Here is a 22,965-nt window from a genome sequence, read left to right as displayed (position 1 = left end):
ACCGGGGACCGAGCAAGGGGGGCGGGGCTTACGCGGCATGGGGGTCACTCCAGAGGGGTGGGGTAGCGCGTCTGGCATCCGGCCCGAGCACTCTGGGAGGGGCGCAGAAACACACCCCTTCAAGTCGCGTCATGCTCGCGTGCGCCCCCCGTGCGCCCTCACCGTGTGTTAGGTCACGCACCGGGTCACGCTCAGTGGGCACACTCAGCGCATGACCCACGTGACGAAACCCAAGGAGCCTCCACAGCTTGAACTCCGCTGCGGCGGGCTGCACTTGACGATTCAGCGCGTCCCCGGATGGCTAGTAGCAGCGCTCACTACGACGACGGGAAGCGGGCTCGTCGCGTGGATCACGTCGCGCTAACCCCGAACTCCGTACGGGTCTTCAACCCGTGGCACCCGCGACACAAGACCTGAACGTTGCCGTCCACGTCCTCCCCGCCCATCGCGAGCGGCCTCACGTGGTCGACGTCCACCAGGTCCGCCGGGAAGTCCCCCAGACACCAGTCACACCAGCCGTGCCCCCGCTCGACCAGCCGCCGGCGAAGCCTCGCAGCAGCGTCAAAACGGGCCGCACGCCGCCTACCGCGAGCACGCCGGGACCGGACACCCACACGCCCCTCAAACGCCCCGTAGTGAGCCTTGCAGCGTCCCTTGTGCGTGGCGGTCTCGGTGCAGTCGATACAGCGCATGAAGTGCCCCCTTGTGTCGGTCCTGGTGCTCGTCGTCGTTGCGGGCTTCACCCCGAGCCGGCGAACCGGACCGGGCAGGGGACTGCACCGACCACCCCCGAAGCGGCACCCCGAAAGGCAGCTACTCATGGGCAGTGCAGCCCCCGCACGCTGCCTCACGACCCCAGCGGCCACCCCGAGTAACGCGGGGTGCGTGGTGCACGGGCAACGCTTTCCGAGAGCGGGCACTCAGACCGCCTGAGTCCCCCTTGGAGTGGGTGCGCGGTAACCCGCTCTCGGAAAGTAGTGGGAAGCAAGACTTGCCGTGGTCCGCTTCACAGCGAAGTGACCGGCACTGTCGTGCTCCTACTTCTTTGGGGAGAGCGGACCTTGCCCGTGCCCAGCGGGCACGTCGTGGTCTCGCTCTACTTCTTTGGGGAGAGCGAGCCTTGCCCGACGCGAGGCCCAGTGGTGTTGTGACGACAGGGACCCCGGTTTCTCTTTCTCTTAGGTTTTTCTATGTCATCCAAAAAAAGTACTGAAGTTCGTCACTCCGTCACTCCTTGCCTCGCTGCAGAGCGGCCCATGGCCCGCCCCGAGCCGGCGGAGCAGTGAGAACCCCTACGGAAGGCCGTGTACGCCTGTCTGTGGGCATGGCAGAGCCCCGCGGTGGCAACGGGGCCAACCGGGGCTCTGTTCGGCGCTGTACGGGGCCGCTACGCGGCGAGGTCGGTCGTGGGGGTGTCGTCGCTCCGCTTGACCAGCCGTATCCGGCTCGTCGGTGCGTGCGCGTTCTCGTCGGTCACGGTCAGCTCTTCTCGGAGAGCCGCGTACTCCTCGATGGCGGGGTCCAACTCTCCCGAGATGGTGAACGTCACGCGCCGTTCGTCCAGGGTGCGCCACCCGCCGCGTGAGCCCTTGCGGACTTCGAGTCTTGCCCCCGCTTCGATGAGCATGTGTCGTCGTGTCTCGTCGTTGGCGTCTGCCCACTCGTCCGCGAGCGTGCGTCCGGTCAGTGTCACGTCGCGTGTCTCCGGCCGTGCGGGGGTGGCCTCAAGCATGGCTAGGCGGTTGTCGAGAGCGTCCGCGCGTTCTTGCCAGGCGCGCTTTGCTGCGTTGGACCTCTGCCGTCCCTTCTCCTCCTGGTGCGCGGCGAATTCTGCTTGGGTCGCCTCAACTTCCGGCGTCGGGTCGTATCCAGGCGTGATGACTGTGCGGCTGACAGGGATCGGTCCGACTAGCCGTAGGAACTCGGCGGTCACGTACTCATCCACCCAATCTCCTCTGATGTGCGCGGGCTTCTCGCACTTGAATCCACGCGAATACCAGTTGCACTTGTACGTGGGGTATTGATTCTTCTTACTTTCCTTATTCAGGTACATACGCCCGTCGCACGAGTCGCAGTGAATCACCCGCAACAGCAGCGCGCTCGTGTCCTTCCTGTCTTTGTTGTTAACGCTGCGCTTATCCAGAACCGCACCGATGTGATCGAACTCTTCTCGCGTCATGATCGGCGTTTCCGCCTGCATGATCGGGTTGCCCTCGGCGTCCCGGACAGGCTTACCCTTATGCATCTTCCAGCCGAGCAGCGCTTCGTTACGCAGCATGCGCGTAATGACCACCGCGTTCCAAAGGAACGCATCCTTCGCCAGTTTCTCGACTCCGCCGGTCTTGCCGCCCTTCTTGCGCCCCTTCTGCACGGCCCAGTGATCACGGGGACTCAGAACACTGCCTGCGTTGAGCCCTACGGCGATAGCCGAAACGGTCTTGCCCTCGCACAGCTCGCGCACGATGCGTTCAATGACCTCCACGGCGTCCGGATCTGGGACGAGCGTCCAGCCGAACTTTCCGTGTTCCTTGGGCATGGGGGCAGGCATGTAACCGTACGGAGGACGCCCACCACTCCAACGCAGTGGCATTTTGCGCATTGCTGCATGTGCACCGGTAACACGGTCTTTGATGCTCTGGGATTCAACTTGAGCGGCAAAAGCCAACATGAGCATCATGAGTTCGCTCATGGGGTCCATCGGATTGCGGAAGTCGAACACCAGCCGACCCCCACCGATACCCTCGGCGAAAACAAGCATCTTGCGATGGTCCTTGGCCCACTTCGCCAGCTCGTGCATGTGAGCCATGGACCGGATAGCACGGTCAAAGCGCCACCACACCAGCGCGTCGAAGTCATCGGGGCGGGCGAGCCACTGGCCGAGTTGCGGGCGGTCGAACGGGCCGAACGTAGAAGCGCTGACGTCAAGGTCCACGGCTTCGCGGAGCTGGTCACCCTCGCCGAAATCGATGCCGAGTGCGGCAGCGGCTATGTCGTCTGCCTCGCGCTGCCGCTCGGGGCTGGTGGTCTCGTCGGTCAGTACGGAGAGGCGCACGCATCGCACACCCCGAAGGGTCTTGGTATGGACCGTCCCCGCGAGGAGGGTCCGGTGGTCCTGTGTTCTTTCCATACCCTCTGAGGAGGGCAGAGGTTGCCTACATTCGGTCTCTTCCATGCCCCCTGTAGGGACCGAGGAATTCCTGCTATCCGACTTGACCAGCCTCGATGCCACCATGCTTGCACTCCAGAACATCTAGTTCTGAGTGTTGGGCGGTCAGATCGTCATGGAGTTCTACCGGCTCTTCCCGGACCGGGTGCGGGGGCTGCTGCTCGCGGACACCTTCCCGGCCGCGGAGACCGGGGCCGGGAAGGCGGCGCGGAACGCGATGGCGGACCGGCTGCTGCGCGAGGGCATGGCCGGGTACGCCGACGAGGTGCTGACGAAGATGGTCGCCCCGGCCAACGTGGCGGCGCTGCCGGAGGTCGCCGGGCATGTGCGCCGGATGATGGCGGGCACCTCGCCCGAGGGCGCGGCGGCGGCGCTGCGGGGGCGCGCCGAGCGCCCCGACTACAGCGAGCTGCTCACCCGCGTCGCGGTGCCCGCGCTGGTCGTGGTCGGGCGCGACGACGAGTACACGCCGGTCTCGGACGCGGAGGACATGCACGCGCGGCTGCCGGACTCGGAGCTGGTGGTGATCGAGGGCGCCGCCCATATGCCGAACCTGGAGCGGCCGCAGGAGTTCGACAAGGCGCTGGGGGCCTTCCTCGACCGCGTTCAGCCCGTGCGGCCCGTTTAGCCCCGGTTCAGCCGGTGCCGTAGGCGGCCCGCAGGGCGTCGTCCACGGCGGCCCGCGCGGCCCGTTCGTCGAGGCCGAGGCGGTGGGCGCGCTGGGCGTACGCCTCGGCGGCGCTCGCGGCCTCCTTCGCGGCGGAGTCTCCGGCCGCGGCGACGAAGGTGCCGTTGCGGCCTCGGGTCTCGATCACGCCGTCCGCCTCCAGCGCGCGGTACGCCTTGGCGACGGTGTTCGCGGCGAGGCCCAGTTCCTCGGCGAGGCCGCGTACGGTCGGCAGTTTGTAGCCGGTGGGGAGCGCTCCGGAGCGGGCCTGCCCGGCGATCTGGGCGCGGAGTTGTTCGTACGGCGGGTGCTGCGCGCCCGGGTCGACGGTGATACGCAAGGCCACGGCGGGACTCCCGGCTGGGGGGTGGTTTGTCGCACTCATTGTGCGCCACGCCCCGCGCACCGGTCGCCCCGCCGTGGCCGATCGGTGCGGCTACAGCTCCAGCTCGGTGCCGTACTGCCGCAGCCAGGTGTCGAGGCCGAGGACGAGCTCTGTGCCGGCCCGGTTGGCGGCGCCGGTGGGGTCGGCGATGGCCTCGGCGACGACGCCCGTGTCGAGCAGCGCCTGCACCGGGGCGTTCTTGTCGGAGACGACCTGCTTCAGCTCGTCGCGCAGGGCGACCGCGTAGCGCGGGTCCTGGGTGCTCGGGTAGGGGCTCTTGACGCGGTCGGCGACGGCGTCCGGGAGGACGTCGCGGGTGGCCGCCCGCAGCAGGGACTTCTCGCGGCCGTCGAACGTCTTCATCGCCCAGGGGGTGTTGAAGACGTACTGCACGAGGCGGTGGTCGCAGAACGGCACGCGGACCTCCAGGCCCACCGCCATGCTGGCCCGGTCCTTGCGGTCGAGGAGGATCTGCACGAAGCGGGTCAGGTGCAGATAGCTGATCTCGCGCATGCGGCGCTGGAGCCCGGTCTCGCCGTCCAGGTGCGGGACTTCGGCGAGCGCCTCGCGGTAGCGCTGGTGCTCGTAGCCGGCGAGGTCGAGCTTGGCGAGCAGGCTGCGGTCCAGCAGCCCCTCGCGGCCGGGACTGCCGCTCCCGCCGCCGGCGAAGGTGCTCGCGACGCCCGCCGCGATCCAGGGGAAGGCGTCGGCGTTCACGATGTCGGGCTCGTGGAACCAGCGGTAGCCGCCGAACACCTCGTCCGCCGACTCGCCGGACAGCGCGACCGTCGAGTGCTCGCGGATGGCCTTGAAGAGGAGGTAGAGAGAGGTGTCGCCGTCGCCGAAGCCGATGGGGAAGTCGCGGGCGGTCAGTACGGCGCCGCGGTGCGCCCGGCTCATCAGGTCAGCGGTGTCGAGGGTGATGTCGGCGTGGTCGGAGGCCACGTGCTCGGCGAGCGCGTGCGCGTACGGGCCGTCCGGGGTGGGCCGCAGGTCGTTGGCCTGGAAGTTCTCGGTGTAGCCGGTGAAGTCGACGGCGAAGGAGCGGACCGGCCCCGTGCCGGCCTTCTTGAGCCCCTGGGCGGCGAGGGCGGTGATGGCGGAGGAGTCGAGGCCGCCGGAGAGCAGGGTGCACAGCGGGACGTCGGCGATGAGCTGGCGGGCGACGATGTCGTCGAGCAGCTCGCGCACCGTGTGGATGGTGGTGTCCAGGTCGTCGGTGTGCTCGGAGGACTCAAGGGCCCAGTAGCGGTGGACGGTCAGCTGTCCCCGGCGCACCCGCACGGTGTGTCCGGGGCGGACCTCGTGCATGCCCTTGTAGATGGCCTGGCCGGGGGTCTTGGTGAAGGCGATCAGCTCGGACAGGCCCTCGGCGTCGACGACGGGACGCACGGAGGGGTGCGCGAGTATGGCCTTGGGCTCGGAGCCGAAGAGCACGCCGTCGGGGGTCGGGTAGTAGTAGAGCGGCTTGATGCCCATGCGGTCGCGGACGAGCAGCAGTTCTTCCATGCGCGGGTCCCACAGTGCGAAGGCGTACATGCCGTTGAGCCGCTCGGTGAACGACTCGCCCCATTCGAGGTAGGCGTGCAGCACGACCTCGGTGTCGCTGCTGGTGCGGAAGGCGTGGCCGAGGCCCTCCAACTCCGCTTTGAGCTCGCGGTAGTTGTAGACCTCGCCGCTGTAGGTGGTGGCGATCAGGGTGCGGCCGTCGCGTTCGACGAGCATCGGCTGTTTGCCGCCCTCGATGTCGATGACGGCGAGGCGGCGGTGCCCGAAGGCGGCGTGGGTGTCCAGCCAGACGCCGGCGGCGTCCGGGCCGCGGCAGCTCATGGTCTGCGTCATCGCGTCGAGCGTTCCGCGCTCGGCGGTCAGGTCCTTGTCGTAGGAGATCCAGCCGGTGATTCCGCACATGGTCGCGGACTCTCCTTTCGGTCGGCCGTCCCGGGCGCACCGGGACACAGCTCCGCCCCCGTCGGTTACGGTCTGCCACGTCCCGGCGGCCGACCGCGACGATGACGGTACGCTCTGTTTAGATGCATTCACCATCTATGGCTGGCAAAAACCTGTTGGAACCGGCCATGGCACCCCCGTACCGTGCGACGCCATGACCTACGTGATCCGAGATTTCATCCTGCCCGACGCGGAGGCCGCCGCCGCGGTGCGGCGCGCGGCCGTCCCCTTCCTGCTGGCCACCGCCGAGTCGGTGGCCTGGGAGGTGGCGCACGCGCCCGCGGAACAGCGGCACCGGCTGCTGGTGGCCGAGTCGGACGGCCGGGTGGTCGGCACCGCCCGGGTGGGTCTCTACCACGACAGCGACGAGCCGGGGCAGGCGTTCGCCCAGCCGTACGTCCTTCCCGAGGAGCGCGGGCACGGCGCGGGGATCGCGCTGACACGGGCCGCCGAGGAGTATCTGAGCGGCCTCGGGGCGACCGCCGTGTACGCCTGGGTGCTGGAGGACGGGCACGCGCCCGCCTTCGCCGAGCGGCGCGGCTACCAGCGGCGCCGCCCGGGCCGCTTTCTGCGGCTGGATCTCGCCGGTACGCCGCTGCCGGAGCTCACGCCGCCCGCCGGCGTCGAGCTGCGCTCCTTCGCCGACTTCGCCGACGACCCCCGCCCGCTGTACGAGGCGGACGCCGAAACCGTCGCGGACGAGCCGGGCGACGTGGCGTCCGACGGCGGCACGTACGAGGACTGGCTCCAATGGGCCTGGCCACTCCCCACCCTGGACCGCGACCTGAGCACGGCGGCCGTCGTGGACGGGACCGTCGCCGCGTTCACCTGCGCCCACACCGACGGCCGCACCCGCTATGTGTCCGGCATGACCGGCACCCGCCGCGCCTTCCGCGGCCGGGGCCTGGCCAAGCTCGTCAAGGCCCGCTCCCTGCGCCTCGCCCACGCCGCCGGCTGCACCGAGGCGTTCACGGGCAACGACGACGCGAACGCCCCGATGCTCGCCGTCAACAAGTGGTTCGGCTACCAGCAGGCCGCCGCCGAGTGGCGTTACGTACGCGAACTGGACGGCAGCACCACCGCGCGCGACGGCGCGCCGGGGGCGTAGCCGATGGCGTCGCCGCTCTCGTGCAGATGCAGCACGAACCGCTCCCCCCGGCGGTAGGCGTCCAGCGCGGCCCGGCAGTACGCCACCATGTCGTCCGGCAGCGCGTCGATCGAGAACCAGTCGAGCTGCGAGCACTTGTGCGGCTCGCGATTGACGGGCTCGCCGCCGCAGTCCGCCGCATCGGCCTCGAAGAACCACCCGACACGGGCCGCGCTGCCGGGCGCGCGATGCTGCATGACCAGCGCGACGCGCAGGTCATCCGGGTCGAGACCGACCCCGATCTCCTCCCGCGCCTCACGCACCATGGCGCTCCGCACGTCCTCACCGTCCTCAAGATGCCCTGACGGGGCGTGCAGCAGCCCGTCCGCGTACCCGGTGTTCAACCGGCGCCCCAGCAGCACATCACGGCCGCGCCGCAGGATCAGATGGACGTCGACGATCTCCCGGTGGCGGGCGGGCTGCGCGGGGTGGGCGATCACGGCGTACCGCTCGTCGGAGACCGGGCCGCCCCACAGCAGCGGGTCGTGCGCGAGGTGCTCGACCTGGGTGCGGGCGGCGACCGGGGCGAGGAGGCGCGCCAGCTCGTCGGCGGGGATGCCGACGCGCTCGGACTCGCCCCAGCGGCCCTCGATCAGGACGAGCCTGCCGCCGGGGCGCAGCAGGGCCGCCCAGTCCGCGAGGGCGCGCCCGGGGTCGGGGAGCAGCCACAGCACGTGGCGGGCGAGGACGACGTCGAACCGCCGGTCGCCCACGGGCGGTTCGCCCGCGTCGCCGATGAGCACCTCGGCGGCCCCGCCGGCCGCGGCGAGCTTGGCGCGGGCGCGCCGCGCCATACGGAGTGAGCTGTCGACGCCGGTGACCCGGTGTCCCTGCTCGGCCGCGAGCAGGGACAGGGAGCCGGTGCCGCAGCCGACGTCGAGCACATCGGCGGGTTCCCGCGGCAGCCAGGACCGCAGCCGGGCGGCCCACGCGGCCCGTACGGACGGGTCGCGCAGGCCGTGATCGGCGGCCTCGTCGAAGTCGGCCGCCGCGCTGTCCCAGTACTCGGTGGTCATGAACCGATCGTCGCATCCGCCACTGACAACCGGCCCGGCGCGACGGACCGGCGCAGGTCAGGTCAGGTAATGGAACGCGGGCGGTGGGTGCATCAGGAAGTCGTGGTGGGAGATGTTCCAGGCGTACGCCCCGGCCATCGCGAAGGCGACCCGGTCGCCGACGCGCAGTCGGGTTACGGGGGCGCGGGTCGCGAGGACGTCCTTGGGGGTGCACAGCTGGCCCACCAGGGTGACCGGGCCGTTCCGGACGCCGGGGCGTGGCCAGGGTCTGGTCCAGTCCTCGCGCGGCAGGACGGTGAAGGGGTGGCTGTGCCCCTTGGCGGCGGGGGTGCGCATGTGGTGGGTGCCGCCGCGGAGTACCGCGAAGGGTTCGCCGTGGCTGTGCTTGATGTCGAGCACGTCGGTGACGTACCAGCCGCAGTAGGCGGTCAGCGCCCGGCCGGGCTCGACGCGGAGCGTGCGGCGCGGGTGCCGGTCGGCAAGGGCGCGCAGGCCCTCGCCGTACGCGCTCCAGTCGAAGCGCTCGGCGGGGCGCGCGTAGTCGACGGCCATGCCGCCGCCCACGCCGACCTCGGTGAGGGCGAGGCCGTGCCGGGCCTCGAAGTCCCGGGTCCAGTCCGCGATCCGGGTCGCCACGGCGAGTTGCGCGGCGGCGTCGAGGCCGCTGGCCAGGTGCGCGTGGATGCCGCGCAGCCGGAGCGGGCCGGCGCCGGTGAGCAGGGGCAGGCAGGCTTCCAGCCGGTCCGGGTCCAGGCCGAAGGGGCTGGGGCGGCCGCCCATGGCCAGCGCCGCGCCGCCCAGTTCGGCCGCGTCCAGCGGCAGGTTGACGCGTAGGAGGACCTCCACATCGCGTCGGGACGGGGCCAGAGCGGCCAGCAGGCGGATCTCCTGTTCGCTCTCCACGTGGAAGCGCTCGACGCCCGCCTCCAGGGCGAGCCGGAGTTCCGCCTCCGTCTTGCCCGGTCCGCCGAAGGCGAGCGGCAGTCGGGGGACGGCCTTCCGTACGTGCGCGAGCTCGCCGCCGGAGGACACCTCGAAACCGTCGAGGTGCGGGGCGAGGGCCGCGAGGAGTTCGGGGGCCGGGTTGGCCTTCGCCGCGTAGTACAGCTCGACGCGGGGCGGCAGGGCGGCCCGCACGGCGCGGGCGTGGGTGTCGAGGGCGGCCAGGTCGTGGACGTACGCGGGCAGTTCGTCCAGCGCGAGCGCGCGCTCGGCGGCGCGGGCGGTGATCATGTGGCGCTCCGGGACTCGGTGCGGGCCGCGCCGGACAGCAGGTCGCCGACCAGCGGCGAGGCGATGCGCACATAGCCGGCGTCGCGGTCGGCGCGGCGCTCCCAGCGGGTGAGGAGGTTGGCCTTGGCGGGCAGCGGCACGCCGGCGACCAGGGCGCGCAGCGGCGGCGGGTTGCCGTGCGCGGCGGCGCGCTCGGCGAGGACGCGGCGGACGGCCGCCCACAGCCGCGGTTCGAGGGCGGGGTGCCGGTCGGCGAGGGCCGCGAGGAGTTCGGCGAGGTGGTTGACCACCAGGCAGTAGACGACGCGGTCCCAGCCGCGCTCCCGGTCGTACGTCATGGGCCGCGCCACGTCCTGCGGGAGCCCGGCGAGGGGCCCCGCGTGGTGTTCGGGGAGGAGCTTGACGCCCTCCAGGTCGCGCAGCAGGACCTGGCGGGGCGTGCCGTCGGCGGCGACGCCGACGACCACGTTCTGGAGGTGCGGTTCGAGGACGACGCCGTGGTCGAGGTAGGCCGCGAGCACGGGCGGCACCAGCAGGCCGAGGTAGGCGTCCCACCAGGCCAGGGCCTCGGCGGGGCCCCCGTCGCCCAGCAGCCGGGACAGTTGGGCGCCGCCGGTCGGGTACTCGTCGGCGACGGCCGCGGCGAGCAGCCCGGTGACGCCGGGCCGCAGCCGGCCGCCCAGCCCCTCGCGGATGATCACGCCGAACCCTTCGGCCAGTTCGCGGCTGCCGAGGTCGAGCGTGCGGTAGCCGGGTTCGCGCAGCAGGTCGAAGCCGGGGAAGCGGGCGGCTAGGTCGCGGGCGACGGGCTCCAGGACGCGGGTCAGCGCGACGGCCCCCGCCAGCTCGTACTCGGCGTTCTTGCGGAGGCAGTTGGTGATCCGCACGTTGAGGCTGAACTTGAGGAAGTCCCGGCCGTCGTAGAGCGTGCGGACGGACGCGGTGGGCGCGAACTCGGGCCCGCCGGGGCCGAGGTCGAGGACGTCGCCGTATTCGACGGCGCGTGCCAGGGCCGGGTGGTCGCGGAGCATGGCGTACTGCCAGGGGTGGGCGGGCAGCAGCCGGTAGCCGTCGGGGACGGGGCGCTGCCGGTCGAGGGCGTCCAGGGGGCCGGGGCGGCCCGCGCCCGTACGGACGTGCTCCTCGCGCACGTACCGCTCGCGCACCGCCAGGTGGTGCAGCGGGAAGCGGACCCGGCTCTCCGGCGCGTACCGCTCCCAGTCCTGGTCGCGGCCGGTGCGGGCCTTGGGGGTGGGGTGGAAGCGGTGGCCGAAGAGGAGGGACTGCTCGGAGTCCAGGTAGGCGTCCGGGCCGGGCGGGCGGCCGGGCAGCAGGGCGGCGGACACGCCCGCGTGGGTGGCGGCGACCTGGTCGAGGAACTCGTCGTTGCGGACGCCGGTGCGCAGCTCCAGTTCCCGGTGGATGTACTCGGCCAGGGTCTGCCAGGACACCTCCCGCCAGACCCCGTCGCGCTGTTCGGCGGGCGGCCCGGTGAACCGGTGCGCGCCGATCAGTGAGGTACGGCGCAGCGCGATCCCCAGCAGCACGCCGCAGCGCGGCATCCGCAGCAGCAGTCGGCCGCCGGTCACGGCCGTCTGGTGCTCGGGGCCCGAGACCTCGCGGAGCAGGCAGTTGAGGAGGGTGTGGGCGACCACGTGGTCGGCGTGCGCCACGGCCGTCACGGCCGTACGGGAGGGGGCTGTTGACATGGAGCGGCTCCAGCGGGTGCGGAGGGGACGGGGTGCCGGGGGCCGCCGCGCGCGCGGCGGCGGGGGCGGGGGCGGCCGGAACCCGCCCGCCTGGGGAGGCGGCGGGCCCGGCCTGGGGTATGGACTCCGAGCGGCTGTGCGCCGCCGATGCCATCGCGGAATCCGGGCAGCCGTGCCCCGCCCGCTCCTGATCCGCCGTGCCGCCGTCGCGATGACGGGGTAACGCCGTCGTCATCGGCCCGCCGTCCGCAGGTAGTTGGGGCCGCTCACGTAGTACTTGTTGATGTCGGCAGCCCCGGAGCGCTCCTTGCTGAGCAGGGTCCCGGCGGTGACCATCGCCTTGATGGGCAGCCGGTCGGCGTCGAGCACGCGGGCGCGCAGGACGGACGCGGGCGCGCCGGGCACCCCGGAGGCGTGTTCCAGCCGGTCCACGGACTCGCGGAGCCGGTCGGCGAGCTGCCGCAGGAGTACGTCCAGGGGTGCGCGGCCGGCTTCGGCGAGCCCGAAGGCGAGGGCGCCCGCGCACAGGTGGACGGTGATGGTGGCGAAGACGTCGGCGACCGGTTTGTCCGCGCCGACCAGTATGCGCCGGTCGTCGAAGCCGCACAGGTCGGCGGCGCCGCCGCCGGTGACGGCGGCGAGCCGCACGGAGTGCACGCGCGGCCCGTCGTTGTCCTTGAGCAGCAGCCGCAGCCGGGTGCGGCCGTCGTCGTCCTCGTCGAGCACCAGGGAGGTGTTCTGCTGGTGCGATTCGAGGGCGATGCCGTAACCGAAGAGAGTGGTGTGCCAGTCGAGGAGCAGCGTCAGATAGGCGTCGAGGAGATCGGTGAGCGAACCGCCGTAGTAGCGGTCGGCGAGCGCGTCGATGACGAGCGCCCCGTCGGGGCCGGGCGCCAGGAGCGCGGCGACGGGGACCACCTGGGCCCCGTCGAGTCCGGCCGGGTAGCGGCGGACGAGGGCCGCGAGCAGTTCGTGCCCGGCGGTGAGGTGGGTGCGCTCGTCGGCGAGGAGTACGGTCCCCGCGAAGCGCGGCTGCCGGGCGATGACCGACTCCAGGAGCCGCTGCCCGGTCGCGCCGTCCACGAGGGTGCCGGGCTTGATGGTGCGGCGGTTCCGCAGGCCCAGGGTGGCGGTGGCGAGCGGGAGTTTGAGGTGGACGGCGGGGTCGTCGGCGACGGCGACGGTGCGCATGGACAGGGTCGGCCGGACGTCCAGCCAGGGCCGGTCGGCGAGGCGCGCGGAGCCGTCGAGTCCGGCGGCGCGCAGCGCGTCGGCGAGGGAGCGCCGGGCGGTGAGGGGGTGGACGGGCAGGGCGAGGTGGGTGGCGTCGAGGTAGGGCAGTCCGAGGGCGCCGGGGGCGGGCCACCAGGCGGGCAGGGCGGCCGGGTCGCCGCGCACGGCCTCGCGCGGCAGGGCGAGCCAGCGCAGCGCGAAGGAGGGGTGGAACTCCGGTGCGTAGTCGCGCAGTTCGGCCTCGGACAGGCCGGAACGGCCGCGCCCGGTCGGGTAGACGGGGTGGTCGCGGAAGGCGGCGAGGGTGTCGTAGGCGAGGGTCCGCCGCAGCCCCGCCCAGTGGCGGGCGGGGTCGGGGCCGTAGCGCTCGGCGAGGGCGCCGGTGACCTTCTCGCGCACCCGGCCGTGCAGCCGCATGGCGTCCAGCGCCTCGTCGCACTCGACGACGAACGCGTCGAACCCGGGGCGGTCCTCGGGCTCGGCGGCGCCCCGCAGCCGGGCGAGGACCGGGCGCAGCCCGGTGAGGGTGCCGCCGGGCGTCTCCAGTTCGGGCCTGCGCGGCCCGACCTCGCACTGGAACCCGTCGGGCGCCACGGGCAGCAGCAGCGCCTCCCCCGCCACGTCCAGGCGCAGCCAGTCGCCGTCGGCGCGCCGCTCGGTGTGCGCGGCGGCGCGCAGCCCGTAGGCGTTCTCGCGGAGCAGGGCGGCGAGGACCCGGCCGAGCAGCGCGCTTTCGAAGGCGTCGGGGGCCGCGCCGGTCGCCTCTGAGGCCGCGCCGACCGCGCCGGGGGCCGCGCTGCCCATGTCCGGGGCCCCGCCGCCCGCGTCCGTCACCGCGCCGACCGTGTCAGGTGCCACACCGGCCATGTCAGGTGCCACGCCGGCCATGTCGGGTGCCACGCCGCTCATGAGGCGATCTCCCAGCGGTGCGTGGCCAGGAATTCCTCGACGGCCCGGTCGATACGGTCCTGGTCGCGACCGGTGGCGCGCAGCACGCCGAGGTAGTCACGGTTGGTGTGGCGCAGCGGATGTTCCTCGTTCAGCTCGCGCAGCGGCCGGTAGTCCAGGCGCACGCCGTCGGCGGTCGTACGGTCGCTGGCGGCGGGCGCCGCGACCAGCCGCCCGCCGCGTTCGGCGCGTATGTACTCCAGGCGCGCCCGGCCGTCGGTACGCGCGTCCAGATCCGTGGGCAGGGGGGCGCCGAGGTGGGTGCGCAGAACGTGTTCGAAGAAGGGGATGCCGAGCACGTCGGCGAGTACGAGGTCGCACTGGTCTCCGATGGCGCGGTAGTTGACCTCGATGACGCGGGCCCGGTCGCCCTGGACGACGTACTCGGTGTGGCAGGCCCCGAACCCGACGCCGAGCGCGGAGAGCTGGGCGAGTACCTGCTCGGTGTACGGCTGCGGCGGGGCGGGGAGCAGGGTGAGCCGTTCCTCCATGAAGTACGGGAGCGGGGACATGTCGGTGCGGAACGAGCCGACGGCGTGCAGGGTCCGGCCGTCCCCCAGCGTTTCGAGGGTGTGCAGCGGCCCTGCCAGGTACTCCTCGACCACGAGCGCGTCGCCGGGCCGCCGCGCTCCGATCTCCCGGCAGCGGTCGGTGAGCTGCCCGGCGTCGGCGGCCAGCACCACGTCTTCGCTGGCGACGCCCTCGCGGGGCTTTATCACGCAGGGGTAGGACAGCCCGGCGGCGGCGATCGCGGCGGGGGCGTCCTCGGGGTCGCCGCCGGGGGCGAGTTCGGCGGCGCGTACGGCGTCGAGCCCGGACGCGGCGAGGGCGCGGCGCAGGTGCGCCTTGTTCTTGGTGCGCAGCGCTGCCCGCCAGTCCTTGCCGGGCAGCCCGAAGTAGTCGGCGGCGAGGGCGGCCTGGGCCTGGAGATGGTCGCTGTTGGTGAAGACGGCGTCGGCCGGGCCGAGGTGTGCGCCGCGGCTGATGACCTCGCGGAAGTCGCGTACGTCGCAGCCCTCGACGGCGAGCGGCGGCAGGGTGCCGCCGCGGGCCGCGTACCGGTCGTAGGCGGCGCGGTGGGCGTCGGCCTGGTCGGTGAGGAGTGTGACGTCGAGGCCGAGGCGGGCGGCGGCGGGCAGGAACCCCTCGGTGACGGAGTCGGTGGGGTTGCGGGCGAGGAGGTGGAGGCGCACGGGGTGCGTGCCTTTCGGGCGAAGGGAGCGTCAGCCTGCGGCGCGCGGGGGCTCGGTGCGGCTGAAGGGGTGGCGCGGGGAGGGCCTGGGGCCATGGAGGGCCCGGGGACCGGGGGCGGTGCGTGCTACAGGGGCACCGGGAGGCCGGTGCCGGCCGTGGCAGCACGGCCGTCGGCGTGGGGCGTGCGGGTTCCGCCGCCGGGCGTACGGACGGCGGCGGAACGGAGCGTTCTGGCTCCACCGTACGTGCGCGGGGCGGCGCCGGGTGTTCGGGAGCCGCCGGGCGTACGGACGGCGGGGCGGGGGATCCGGGCTCCGCCGTACGTACGTGGGGCGACGCTGGACGTCTCGGGTTCGCCGGGCGTACGCGCGGGGCGGACGCGGGGCCCGCCGGGCGTGCGTACAGCGGCGCCGGGGGTTCGTGCTCCACCCGGCGTAGCGGCGCCGGGGGTTTGTGCTCCGCCCGGCATGCGTACAGCGGCGCGGGTGGGCGCGGCCGGTACCGCGGCGGGGAGTCGCGGGGTGTGTGAGCCGGTGGCGGCCGGACTCGGCGCCGTACGGACGGAGAGCGCGGCGGTCACCGCAATCGGCGTGGCGGCTCCGCGAGTTGCCGCAGGGCGCCCGGCAGCATGCCGGGCGGTTCCGAGATCGGTCCGGTTCACAGGAGAGACACTAGGTTAGGCATACCTAACTTTGTCAATTTGCCCCGGGTGTATGCCCCCGATGCACCGTTTCGCGCTCTGCGGCCGGTCCCTGCGGCAGCCCCACCCGGCGGTACCGCGCCCGCCTGGCGGCGAGCCGTTCGCCGCGCTCCCGCGCGCGCAGCGCGGCCAGTTCGTCCCCGAGCACCGCCCCCAGACGGTCCGTGAAGACGCCAGGCCCCGCGCCCTCCTCCACCACCCGGTCCACGATGCCGCCCGCCAGCAAGTCGGCGGAGCGCACGCCCTGTCGGGCGGCGACCTCGTACGCCCGTTCCGTGGTCCGGTACAAGATGGCCGACGCGCCCTCGGGCGGCAGCGGCGACAGCCACGCGTGCCGGGCGGCCACCACCCGGTCGGCGGGCAGCAGCGCCAGCGCGGCACCGCCCGCGCCCTGCCCCAGCAGCAGGCACAGCGTCGGCGCGGGCAGCGTCACCAGGTCGGCGAGCGACCGTGCGATCTCGCCCGCCAGTCCGCCCTCCTCGGCCTCCCGGGACAGCGCGGCCCCCGCCGTGTCGACGACGGTGAGCAGCGGCAGATCCAGCTCGGCGGCGATCCGCATGCCCCGCCGCGCCGCCCGCAGCCCGGCGGGCCCGAGCGCCTGCCCGGCGGGGGCCGCGCCCGCGCGGCGGCTGCCCCGGTCGTGGCCGAGCACCACGCACGGCACGGACCCCACCCGCGCCAGGGCGAGCAGCAGCCCGGGGTCGCGCTCCCCCGCGCCCGTACCGCTGAGCGGCGTCACCTCAGTGGCGACGGCGTCCAACAGCTCCCGCACGCCGATGCGTTGCGGCAGGCGCGAGCGCCGGATCGACTCGGCGGCGGTAGGTGGCTCGACGGCGGTAGGTGGCCCGACGGCGGACGACGGCTGTGCAGCAGGCGACGGCCCGGCAGCGGTCTGCGACTCGGCAGCGGGCGACGACCCAGCAGCGGACAGCGGCCCGGCGGCGGACGGCGGCTCAGCAGTCCCGTCCATCGCGGCGCTCGGGTCGCCCTGCCGGCCGGGCCCGGCGGCCGGCGGCCCCGGCTCGCCCGCCCCGCTCGCCCCGCTCTCCCCCGGCTCCCCGCCGCCCCGCGCCGCATCCGCGCACAGCACGTCCAGCGCCCGCGCCGCGATGCCCGCGAGCTCCCCCGCGGGGAGCACGGCATCGATCAGGCCGTGGGCCAGCAGATGCTCCGCGACCTGGACGCCCTCCGGAAACCGCTCGCCGTAGAGGGCCTCGTGGACGCGTGGGCCCAGGAAGCCGATCAGGGCGCCGGGTTCGGCTGCCGTGAGGTGGCCCAGGGAGCCCCAGGAGGCCAGGACGCCGCCCGTCGTGGGATGGCGGAGGTAGACGAGGTACGGCAGTCCGGCGCCCTTGTGGTCGGTGATCGCGGCAGTGACCTTGACCATCTGGAGGAAGGCGACCGTCCCTTCCTGCATGCGCGTGCCCCCGGATGCCGGGGCGGCCAGCAGCGGCAGCCGCAGCTCCGTGGCGCGCTCCACCGCCCGTACGAGCCGCTCGCCCGCGACCACGCCGATCGACCCGGCCAGGAAACGGAACTCGCAGGCCACGATCGCCACTCGGCGCCCGAGCAGCCGCCCCTCGCCGGTGATCACGGACTCGTCCAGGCCGGTGCGCTCGCGCGCGGCGAGCAGGTCCGCGCGGTAGACGGGGTCCGCCGTGTCGGCGAGCGCCCCGGCCGGCTCGTCCCAGGAGCGCCAGCTGCCGGGGTCCACGACGGCTTCGATCAGTTCCAGCGCGGGCGCGCGAGGGCTCGGTGCGGTCATGGGATCACCCTGCCACGCGCACGGCGAAGCGACCGGCCCGAGGGGCCGCCGCCCGCCGGCCCGAACGGACGGGCGGCCATGGGCTCCGACGGCCGCCCACCCCCGGCTCGATCAGACCTCCGACCGTCGACTCAGCCGAACCGCCGTCTCCAGCACAGGCCAACCGCCCACCCCCGGCTGAGACCGCCCGCCCTCAGCCCACACCGACCGCCCGCGCTCCCGGCTGAGGCCCACACCGGCCGCCCCGCCCCGGGCTGAACCAGGCCGCCCCGCCCCGGCTCAGCCGGGCTGCCCGCCCCCGGTCGGCTTGCGGGCCAGCACGAACGCCTGCGGCGTCCGCTCCGGGAACTCGCTCTCGACGTCACGCTCGCGCCACACCTTGGCGCGTACGGTCAGCCCGGCCTCCGTCAGCAGTTCGGCGATGCGGTCCGGCTGCCACCGGTGGAAGTCGAGCGCCACCGAGTGCCCGAGCGCCTCCTCCAGCCGCAGCGACTCGTCGCCGACCTGGAAGGCGAGCAGCACCTCGCCGCCCGGCGCCAGCACCCGGTGGAATTCGGCGAAGACCTCCGGCAGCCGCTCCCCCGGCACATGGATGGTCGAGTACCAGGCGAGGACCCCGCCGAGGGCGCCGTCCGCCACGTCCAGCGACAGCATCGAGCCCTCGTCGAACCGCAGCTCCGGGTGGTCCCGCCGGGCCGCCGCGAGCATCCCCGGGGACAGGTCGATGCCGTACACGTCCACCCCGAGGCCGTGCAGATGCGCCGTCAGCCGGCCCGTACCGCACCCGATGTCGGCGACCGGCCCGGCGCCCGCCCGTTGTACGTACTCGGCGAACCCGGCGAGCACCGCCCGTTCCAGCGGCTTGGCCGCCAATTCGTCACGGGCGAATGCGACGTAGTCATCGGCCATGGCGTCGTAGGACGCCCGGGTGGAGGTCAGGAAGTCGGCTTCGGTCATGGAGGGGGACCCTACGCCACGGCCCCGGGGCCCGGACCGCCGGTCACCGGCGTGCCCGTCAGCCGCCCCGCCCCGCGCTCCGGACAGGCCCCTACCTCGTCATCTCGTATTTCGCGACCGCCTCCGCGTCGAATTCGATGCCGATTCCGGGGCGGTCGGGCACGAACACCTGGTTGTCGCCGTACGTCAGCCGGGTCTCCGGCGTCAGCAGCGTCTCGAAGTTGTAGATGCCCTTCTCCGGCGCGAAGTACTCGACCACGAGGGCGTTCGCCACGGCGGCCGTCAGATGGACGTGCAGGTTGTGGTGCCAGTGCGGGGCCATCCGGAGGCCGAAGCTGTCGGCGGTGTGCGCCACCCGCAGCCATTCGGTGACCCCGCCGACGACACCGGCGTCCGTCTGGAGGACGGAGGCGGCCCGCGCCTCGATGAGGCTGCGGAACTCCCAGCGGGTCTGGTGGATCTCGCCCGTGGCGACCGGGGTGCGGATACGGCTCGCCAGTTCGCCGTGGCCCACGATCGCCTCCGGGGAGAGCGGCTCCTCGAACCACCACAGCGGGGTGTCCCCGGCGGCGCGTTCGAACGCCTCGACGGCGACCTGGGCCTCGCGCACGGAGTGGTAGGCGTTGTTGGCGTCGAGGGCGAGCCGGCCGCCGTCGCCGTGTTCGGCGATCGCGGCGGTGGCGGCGGCTACCCGGCGGGCGTCCTCGGCGACGGAGAGCCCGCCGACCTTGATCTTGTGGTCGGTGAATCCCTGAGCGGTGTTGAACGCGATCTCATCCGCGACCGCCCGGGTCCACTCGCCGTCGTCCGGGCGGTAGTAGCCGCCCGACGCGTAGGCCGGCTGGGGCGCCCTCGACCCGCCCAGCAGCGCGGCGAGCGGCTGCCCGGCACGCTTGGCCTTGAGGTCCCAGAGCGCGATGTCGACGGCCGACAGGGCCCGTACGACCGCGCCGCGCCGCCCCGCGAGCAGCGTCTCCTGGTAGGCGCGGGACCACAGGCCGGTGCTGTCGTCCTGGTCCGCGCCGAGGTAGACCGGCGCAAGGAGGTCGTCGACGGCGGCCTTGGTCAGGAAGGCGCCGGCGGTGCCGGCGTAGGTGTAGCCGGTGCCGGTGCGGCCGGCGTCGTCGGTGACCTCGACCAGTACGTAATGGCGGTCGTCGAGGACCCGGTTGGACATGCGGGTGGGCTTGTCCACCGGGATGCCGATGGCCCGGGCGCGGACGTCCGTGATCGTCATGGAGCGTGTCCTTCGCGAAAGAGGGGGGGTACGGAGGTCAGGCAGGGGTACGGGCGGCGGTGCGCACGGACTGGACGTTGGCGAACTCGACGGCTCCGTACGCGCCGAGCTCCCGGCCGTATCCGCTCGCCTTGACGCCGCCGACGGGCAGCCGCGGATCGGACTCCGAGATCCGGTTGACGGCGACGGAACCGGCCTCGATCCGCCCGGCCAGCGCCTCGGCCCGGTCCGGGTCGCGGCTCCAGAGCGAGCAGCCCAGGCCGTAGCGGGACGCGTTCGCGGCGTCGACGGCGGCCGTCCCGTCGGGCACGGTGAGCACCGCGCCGAGCGGGCCGAAGGTCTCCTCCCGGAAAGCGGCGTTCGCGGTGTCCGGCACCTCGACGAGCGTCGGTGTGAACCACGCGCCGGGCCGCTCGTCGGCGGTGCCGCCCGCGAGCAGCCGGGCGCCGCCGGCCAGCGTCTCGGCGAGCTGGCGGCGCAGCTCGTCGCGCAGGTCCGTACGGGCCATCGGGCCGAGGTCCGTACCGGCGGCGGTGGGGTCGCCGACCACGAGCCGGCCGAGTTCGCGCACCAGGCCCGCCAGGAACGCGTCGCGCGCCGGGCGCTCCACGATCAGGCGCTTGGCGGCGATGCAGCTCTGGCCCGTGTTGAGGAACCGGGAGCGTACGGCGGCGCGGGCGGCGGCATCGACGTCGGCGTCGGCGAGCACGACGAAGGCGTCGGAGCCGCCGAGTTCGAGGACGGTCTTCTTGGCGGCCGCCCCGGCGCGGGCGCCGACGATCGCGCCGACGCGGTTGCTGCCGGTGAACGCGACGGCCGCGATGCGCGGGTCGTCGATCAGCGGGCCGATGCGGTGCGGCGGCAGCACGGCGGCGGTGAGCACCCCCGGCCCGAACACCGCGTCGAAGAGGCTCTGGACGGCGCGGGCGCTGCCGGTGACGTTGTCGGCGTGTTTGAGCACGACGGCGTCGCCGATCGCGACGGCGGGGATCATGGAGCGGAACACCTGCCAGAACGGGTAGTTCCACGGCATGACGGCCAGGACCGCGCCGAGCGGCAGGAGCCGGACGGAGCCGGTGTCCGGCGCGACGTCGGCGGGCCGGGGCGCGAGCAGCTCTTCGAGGCGGTCGGCGTAGTACTCGCAGGTGACGGCGGACTTCTCGATCTCGGCCGCGGCCTGGTCGAGCGGCTTGCCCATCTCGGCGGTGACCAGCCGCGCGAACTCCCCCGCGCCGAGGCGCAGTCGCGCGGCCATCGTGCGCAGCCGCGCGGCCCGCTCGGCGGCCGGCTCGCCGCGCCGGTCGGCGACGGTGGCGGTCGCGGCGTCGAGCGCGGCGTTCAGCTCGCGCTCCGTGGTGAGCGGGTACGCGGCGATGGGCTGCCCGTCGGCGGGGTTGACGGTGGTGATCTCCTTCATCGCGCGCCCTCCCGGGCGGCGGGCGCCTCGCCGGTCTGCGCCGCCAGCCAGTCCTGGAAGCGGCGCCCCAGAACGACGGGGTCCTCCAGCAGTTTGGGGACGCCGGTGGCGTTGCCCACGTCGATGCGTACGTGCAGGAGTACGGGCCCTTCGTCGGTGAGCGCTCCGGCGAGTTCGGTGCGCAGTTCACCGGCGTCGCCCGCGCGGCGCACCGTCCAGCCGGCCGCCGCGGCGAGGCGGCCGAGGTCCACGCGCCCGGCGTAGGTGGGGAGGTTGGCGGTGGCGCCGTAGACGCCGTTGTCGAGGAGGACCATCAACAGCTTCTCGGGCCGCAGATAGCCGCCGGTGGGCAGGACGTTGGGGTTCATCAACAGCGAGCCGTCGCCCTCGATGGCCACCACCCGCCGTACGGGCGTATCGGCGAGGGCCAGGGCGAGCCCCGTGGCGACCGAGCCCGCGAGCCCCATCGCGTCCAGCAGGTACAGGTGGTTGGGGCCGCCCGCGACGGCGGCCAGTTCGCGGCTGCCGGCCGCGCAGGTCACCACGACCGGCAGGTCGGACGTCGGCCCGGCCACGATCTCCAGCGCTTCGATGCGCTTCATGCTCACGCCCCCTTTCCGTCGGTGGCCCAGAAGTGCGCCAGGACCACGACCGGTCGGTAGGTCATCCGCGCGTGCACTCCGGCCTCGGTGACCACCGCCTCCCAGTCGTCGGGCCCACTGCGCCGGTCGAGTTCGAAGACGCGCACGCCGAGCCGGTCGAGCACCCCGGGCACGTACTGGCAGAGCGAGTGGATCATCGAGTTGTACTCGCCGAGTCCGCCGCGGGTGTTGGCGACGATCAGCAGCGGCAGGTGGTAGGCGGCGTTGAACGTGGTGAGGGCGGTCAGCGCGTTGCCGAATCCGTTGTCCTGCATGACGATCGCCCCGAACTTGCCGGCCAGCGGCAGGGCGCCGAGTACGCCCATGGCCTCTTCCTCGCGGGAGAGCGGGAAGACCTGGCCGGGCCGGCTGTCGCCGCCCGTCCCGCCGTCTCCGGTCCCGTCGCCGCCGGTCCCGGTCAGCGCGGTGATGACCGGGGCGACGCTGACCGACGGGACGTAGCCGACGAGATCGGCGCCGGAGGCCCGGATGCCGCGGGCGATCGAGGCCGCGTAGGGGGGTGGGGATGAGGTCAAGGGATACCCCTTCCTTCTCTTGCGTCTCTTCCGTCTTGATCAGCCACCGCCGTGAAAGATGGCAGTGGCTGATCACCAATGAGAAGTAACGTACTACTCCTATTGAGTAGCATGCAACACATACGCATAGCGCGGGCCGGCCCCAGCGGTCTTGCGCCGAGGGCCTGTTCAGCCTTGGGGCACGGGCGGGACCAGCGCGTGACGGCCGATGACGTGGGCCAGACCGATGACGGTGTCGGCGATGGCCAGGCCGATGGCGGTGTCGGCGACGGCGCCCGCGGCAAGGACAAGCTGGTGGCGGGCGACGGACGGTGCGGCGGTGAAGCCGGCCCGGTCCGGATCCACGCCCGGGACGGTGCCGGTGGCGTCGGTCATCGCGGTCCGCGGTACTTGGCAGACGGTCAGCAGAGCCCAGACTTCCCGCTCAACGCCGTCCGGGGTGCGGGCCCGCAGGGCGTGTCCGCCCAGGATCGCGGACTTCAGCTCCCCCCGGGTATCCGGCTCAGGCCGGGTCTTCCAGCGCCTGGATGAGGAGATGGGACAGACGGCGGAACTCCTCGGCGTTGGCCCTGTCGAACTTATCCAGCGCCGGAGCCAGCCGGGCCTCAATCTGGATGAACGCCTCATCCATCACTTTGTGCCCCTTGGCCGTGAGGTGGTTGTCCATCACCCGGCCCCGGGCCGGGGACCGCTCCACCAGTCCCTCCTCCTGGAGGGTCCGGACGAGACGACTGACGGCCTGCGGCGTGTGGACCGCGGCGCGCGCGAGCTCTGAAGCGGAGGCGCCGGGCGTCCGCTTCAGCTCCCGCAGCACCGTCCACTGCCCGAGGGTGAGCCCCAGAGGGTGGATGACCTGCTCGATCCGGTCGGCGAAGTGTTGCCGAATGACCCTGGACAGCGCACCGATTTCGATCCCCTGAGGCAGCGGGTCACCCGAGTTCTTCATGTTTGACATTGTACTCATCGCGTTCTATGTTGAATCAAAGTTCAATATGGAATTCTGATTCTAGACCAGTCGGCTGCCCGTTCGAGCGATCGAGGTATCCGCTTCAGGCCAGGGCACA

18 protein-coding genes and 1 pseudogene are annotated in these 22,965 nt (G+C 73.0%); 2 read left to right on the top strand and 17 right to left on the bottom strand.

Annotated features, from left to right (window positions below):
• Positions 1 to 350: 350 nt before the first annotated feature.
• Positions 351 to 692 (bottom strand): HNH endonuclease, encoded by a 342-nt coding sequence (locus AC07AB_RS23085; protein ID WP_478569842.1) that lies wholly within the window; start codon positions 690 to 692, stop codon positions 351 to 353.
• A 695-nt stretch (positions 693 to 1,387) separates the two neighbouring features.
• A complete protein-coding gene (locus AC07AB_RS23080; RefSeq protein ID WP_478569840.1) occupies positions 1,388 to 3,061 on the bottom strand; it encodes a recombinase family protein in 1,674 nt (557 codons plus the stop codon).
• Between the two features lie 202 nt (positions 3,062 to 3,263).
• Here AC07AB_RS23080 and AC07AB_RS23075 point away from each other — a divergent pair.
• Positions 3,264 to 3,794: pseudogene (locus AC07AB_RS23075) on the top strand (alpha/beta fold hydrolase); the annotation flags it as partial.
• Positions 3,795 to 3,801: 7 nt separating this feature from the next.
• Here AC07AB_RS23075 and AC07AB_RS23070 read toward each other — a convergent pair.
• Positions 3,802 to 4,179, bottom strand: a complete 378-nt coding sequence (locus AC07AB_RS23070; protein WP_478569838.1) for a GntR family transcriptional regulator — start codon at positions 4,177 to 4,179, stop codon at positions 3,802 to 3,804.
• Positions 4,180 to 4,269: 90 nt separating this feature from the next.
• Positions 4,270 to 6,129: an asparagine synthase (glutamine-hydrolyzing) gene (asnB, locus tag AC07AB_RS23065; RefSeq protein WP_478569837.1), complete on the bottom strand. Its 1,860-nt coding sequence runs from the start codon at positions 6,127 to 6,129 to the stop codon at positions 4,270 to 4,272.
• 193 nt (positions 6,130 to 6,322) lie between these two features.
• Between asnB and AC07AB_RS23060 the strand changes: the two genes are divergently transcribed.
• Entirely contained in the window at positions 6,323 to 7,276 is a 954-nt protein-coding gene (locus tag AC07AB_RS23060) for a GNAT family N-acetyltransferase (RefSeq protein WP_478569835.1), read from the top strand.
• Here AC07AB_RS23060 and AC07AB_RS23055 read toward each other — a convergent pair.
• The 13 genes from AC07AB_RS23055 to AC07AB_RS22995 all read right to left on the bottom strand — a co-directional run bounded on the left by AC07AB_RS23055 (position 7,219) and on the right by AC07AB_RS22995 (position 22,847).
• Positions 7,219 to 8,331 carry a methyltransferase domain-containing protein gene (locus AC07AB_RS23055; protein ID WP_478569833.1) on the bottom strand — a complete coding sequence of 371 codons (1,113 nt, stop codon included), beginning with the start codon at positions 8,329 to 8,331 and terminating at the stop codon, positions 7,219 to 7,221. The genes AC07AB_RS23060 and AC07AB_RS23055 overlap by 58 nt on opposite strands.
• Positions 8,332 to 8,388: 57 nt before the next feature.
• Positions 8,389 to 9,564: a type III PLP-dependent enzyme gene (locus AC07AB_RS23050; RefSeq protein ID WP_478569831.1), complete on the bottom strand. Its 1,176-nt coding sequence runs from the start codon at positions 9,562 to 9,564 to the stop codon at positions 8,389 to 8,391.
• Positions 9,561 to 11,273 carry an IucA/IucC family protein gene (locus AC07AB_RS23045; protein ID WP_478569829.1) on the bottom strand — a complete coding sequence of 571 codons (1,713 nt, stop codon included), beginning with the start codon at positions 11,271 to 11,273 and terminating at the stop codon, positions 9,561 to 9,563. The genes AC07AB_RS23050 and AC07AB_RS23045 overlap by 4 nt, the downstream gene beginning before the upstream one ends.
• A gap of 231 nt (positions 11,274 to 11,504) precedes the next feature.
• On the bottom strand, positions 11,505 to 13,310 hold the full coding sequence (locus AC07AB_RS23040) for an IucA/IucC family protein (protein ID WP_478570060.1): 1,806 nt from the start codon (positions 13,308 to 13,310) through the stop codon (positions 11,505 to 11,507).
• Positions 13,311 to 13,411: 101 nt separating this feature from the next.
• Positions 13,412 to 14,647 (bottom strand): ATP-grasp domain-containing protein, encoded by a 1,236-nt coding sequence (locus tag AC07AB_RS23035; protein WP_478569827.1) that lies wholly within the window; start codon positions 14,645 to 14,647, stop codon positions 13,412 to 13,414.
• Between the two features lie 696 nt (positions 14,648 to 15,343).
• A complete protein-coding gene (locus AC07AB_RS23030; protein ID WP_478569826.1) occupies positions 15,344 to 17,113 on the bottom strand; it encodes a carboxyl transferase domain-containing protein in 1,770 nt (589 codons plus the stop codon).
• A 279-nt stretch (positions 17,114 to 17,392) separates the two neighbouring features.
• Positions 17,393 to 18,070 (bottom strand): class I SAM-dependent DNA methyltransferase, encoded by a 678-nt coding sequence (locus tag AC07AB_RS23025; RefSeq protein WP_478569824.1) that lies wholly within the window; start codon positions 18,068 to 18,070, stop codon positions 17,393 to 17,395.
• 91 nt (positions 18,071 to 18,161) lie between these two features.
• Positions 18,162 to 19,307, bottom strand: coding sequence for a mandelate racemase/muconate lactonizing enzyme family protein (locus AC07AB_RS23020; RefSeq protein WP_478569822.1), 1,146 nt, complete (start codon positions 19,305 to 19,307; stop codon positions 18,162 to 18,164).
• Positions 19,308 to 19,344: 37 nt separating this feature from the next.
• Positions 19,345 to 20,724, bottom strand: a complete 1,380-nt coding sequence (locus tag AC07AB_RS23015) for an aldehyde dehydrogenase family protein (protein ID WP_478569820.1) — start codon at positions 20,722 to 20,724, stop codon at positions 19,345 to 19,347.
• Positions 20,721 to 21,326: a thiamine pyrophosphate-dependent enzyme gene (locus AC07AB_RS23010; protein WP_478569818.1), complete on the bottom strand. Its 606-nt coding sequence runs from the start codon at positions 21,324 to 21,326 to the stop codon at positions 20,721 to 20,723. The genes AC07AB_RS23015 and AC07AB_RS23010 overlap by 4 nt, the downstream gene beginning before the upstream one ends.
• Before the next feature lie 2 nt (positions 21,327 to 21,328).
• Positions 21,329 to 21,901, bottom strand: coding sequence for a hypothetical protein (locus AC07AB_RS23005; protein WP_478569816.1), 573 nt, complete (start codon positions 21,899 to 21,901; stop codon positions 21,329 to 21,331).
• Between the two features lie 168 nt (positions 21,902 to 22,069).
• Positions 22,070 to 22,276 carry a hypothetical protein gene (locus AC07AB_RS23000; protein ID WP_478569814.1) on the bottom strand — a complete coding sequence of 69 codons (207 nt, stop codon included), beginning with the start codon at positions 22,274 to 22,276 and terminating at the stop codon, positions 22,070 to 22,072.
• Between the two features lie 127 nt (positions 22,277 to 22,403).
• Positions 22,404 to 22,847: a MarR family winged helix-turn-helix transcriptional regulator gene (locus AC07AB_RS22995; RefSeq protein WP_478569812.1), complete on the bottom strand. Its 444-nt coding sequence runs from the start codon at positions 22,845 to 22,847 to the stop codon at positions 22,404 to 22,406.
• Positions 22,848 to 22,965 lie beyond the last annotated feature (118 nt).

This window comes from Streptomyces sp. NPDC044033 (genome assembly GCF_056434425.1).
The sequence above is the reverse complement of the archived record's forward strand: the minus strand, read 5'-3'. Positions and strand labels throughout refer to the sequence as shown.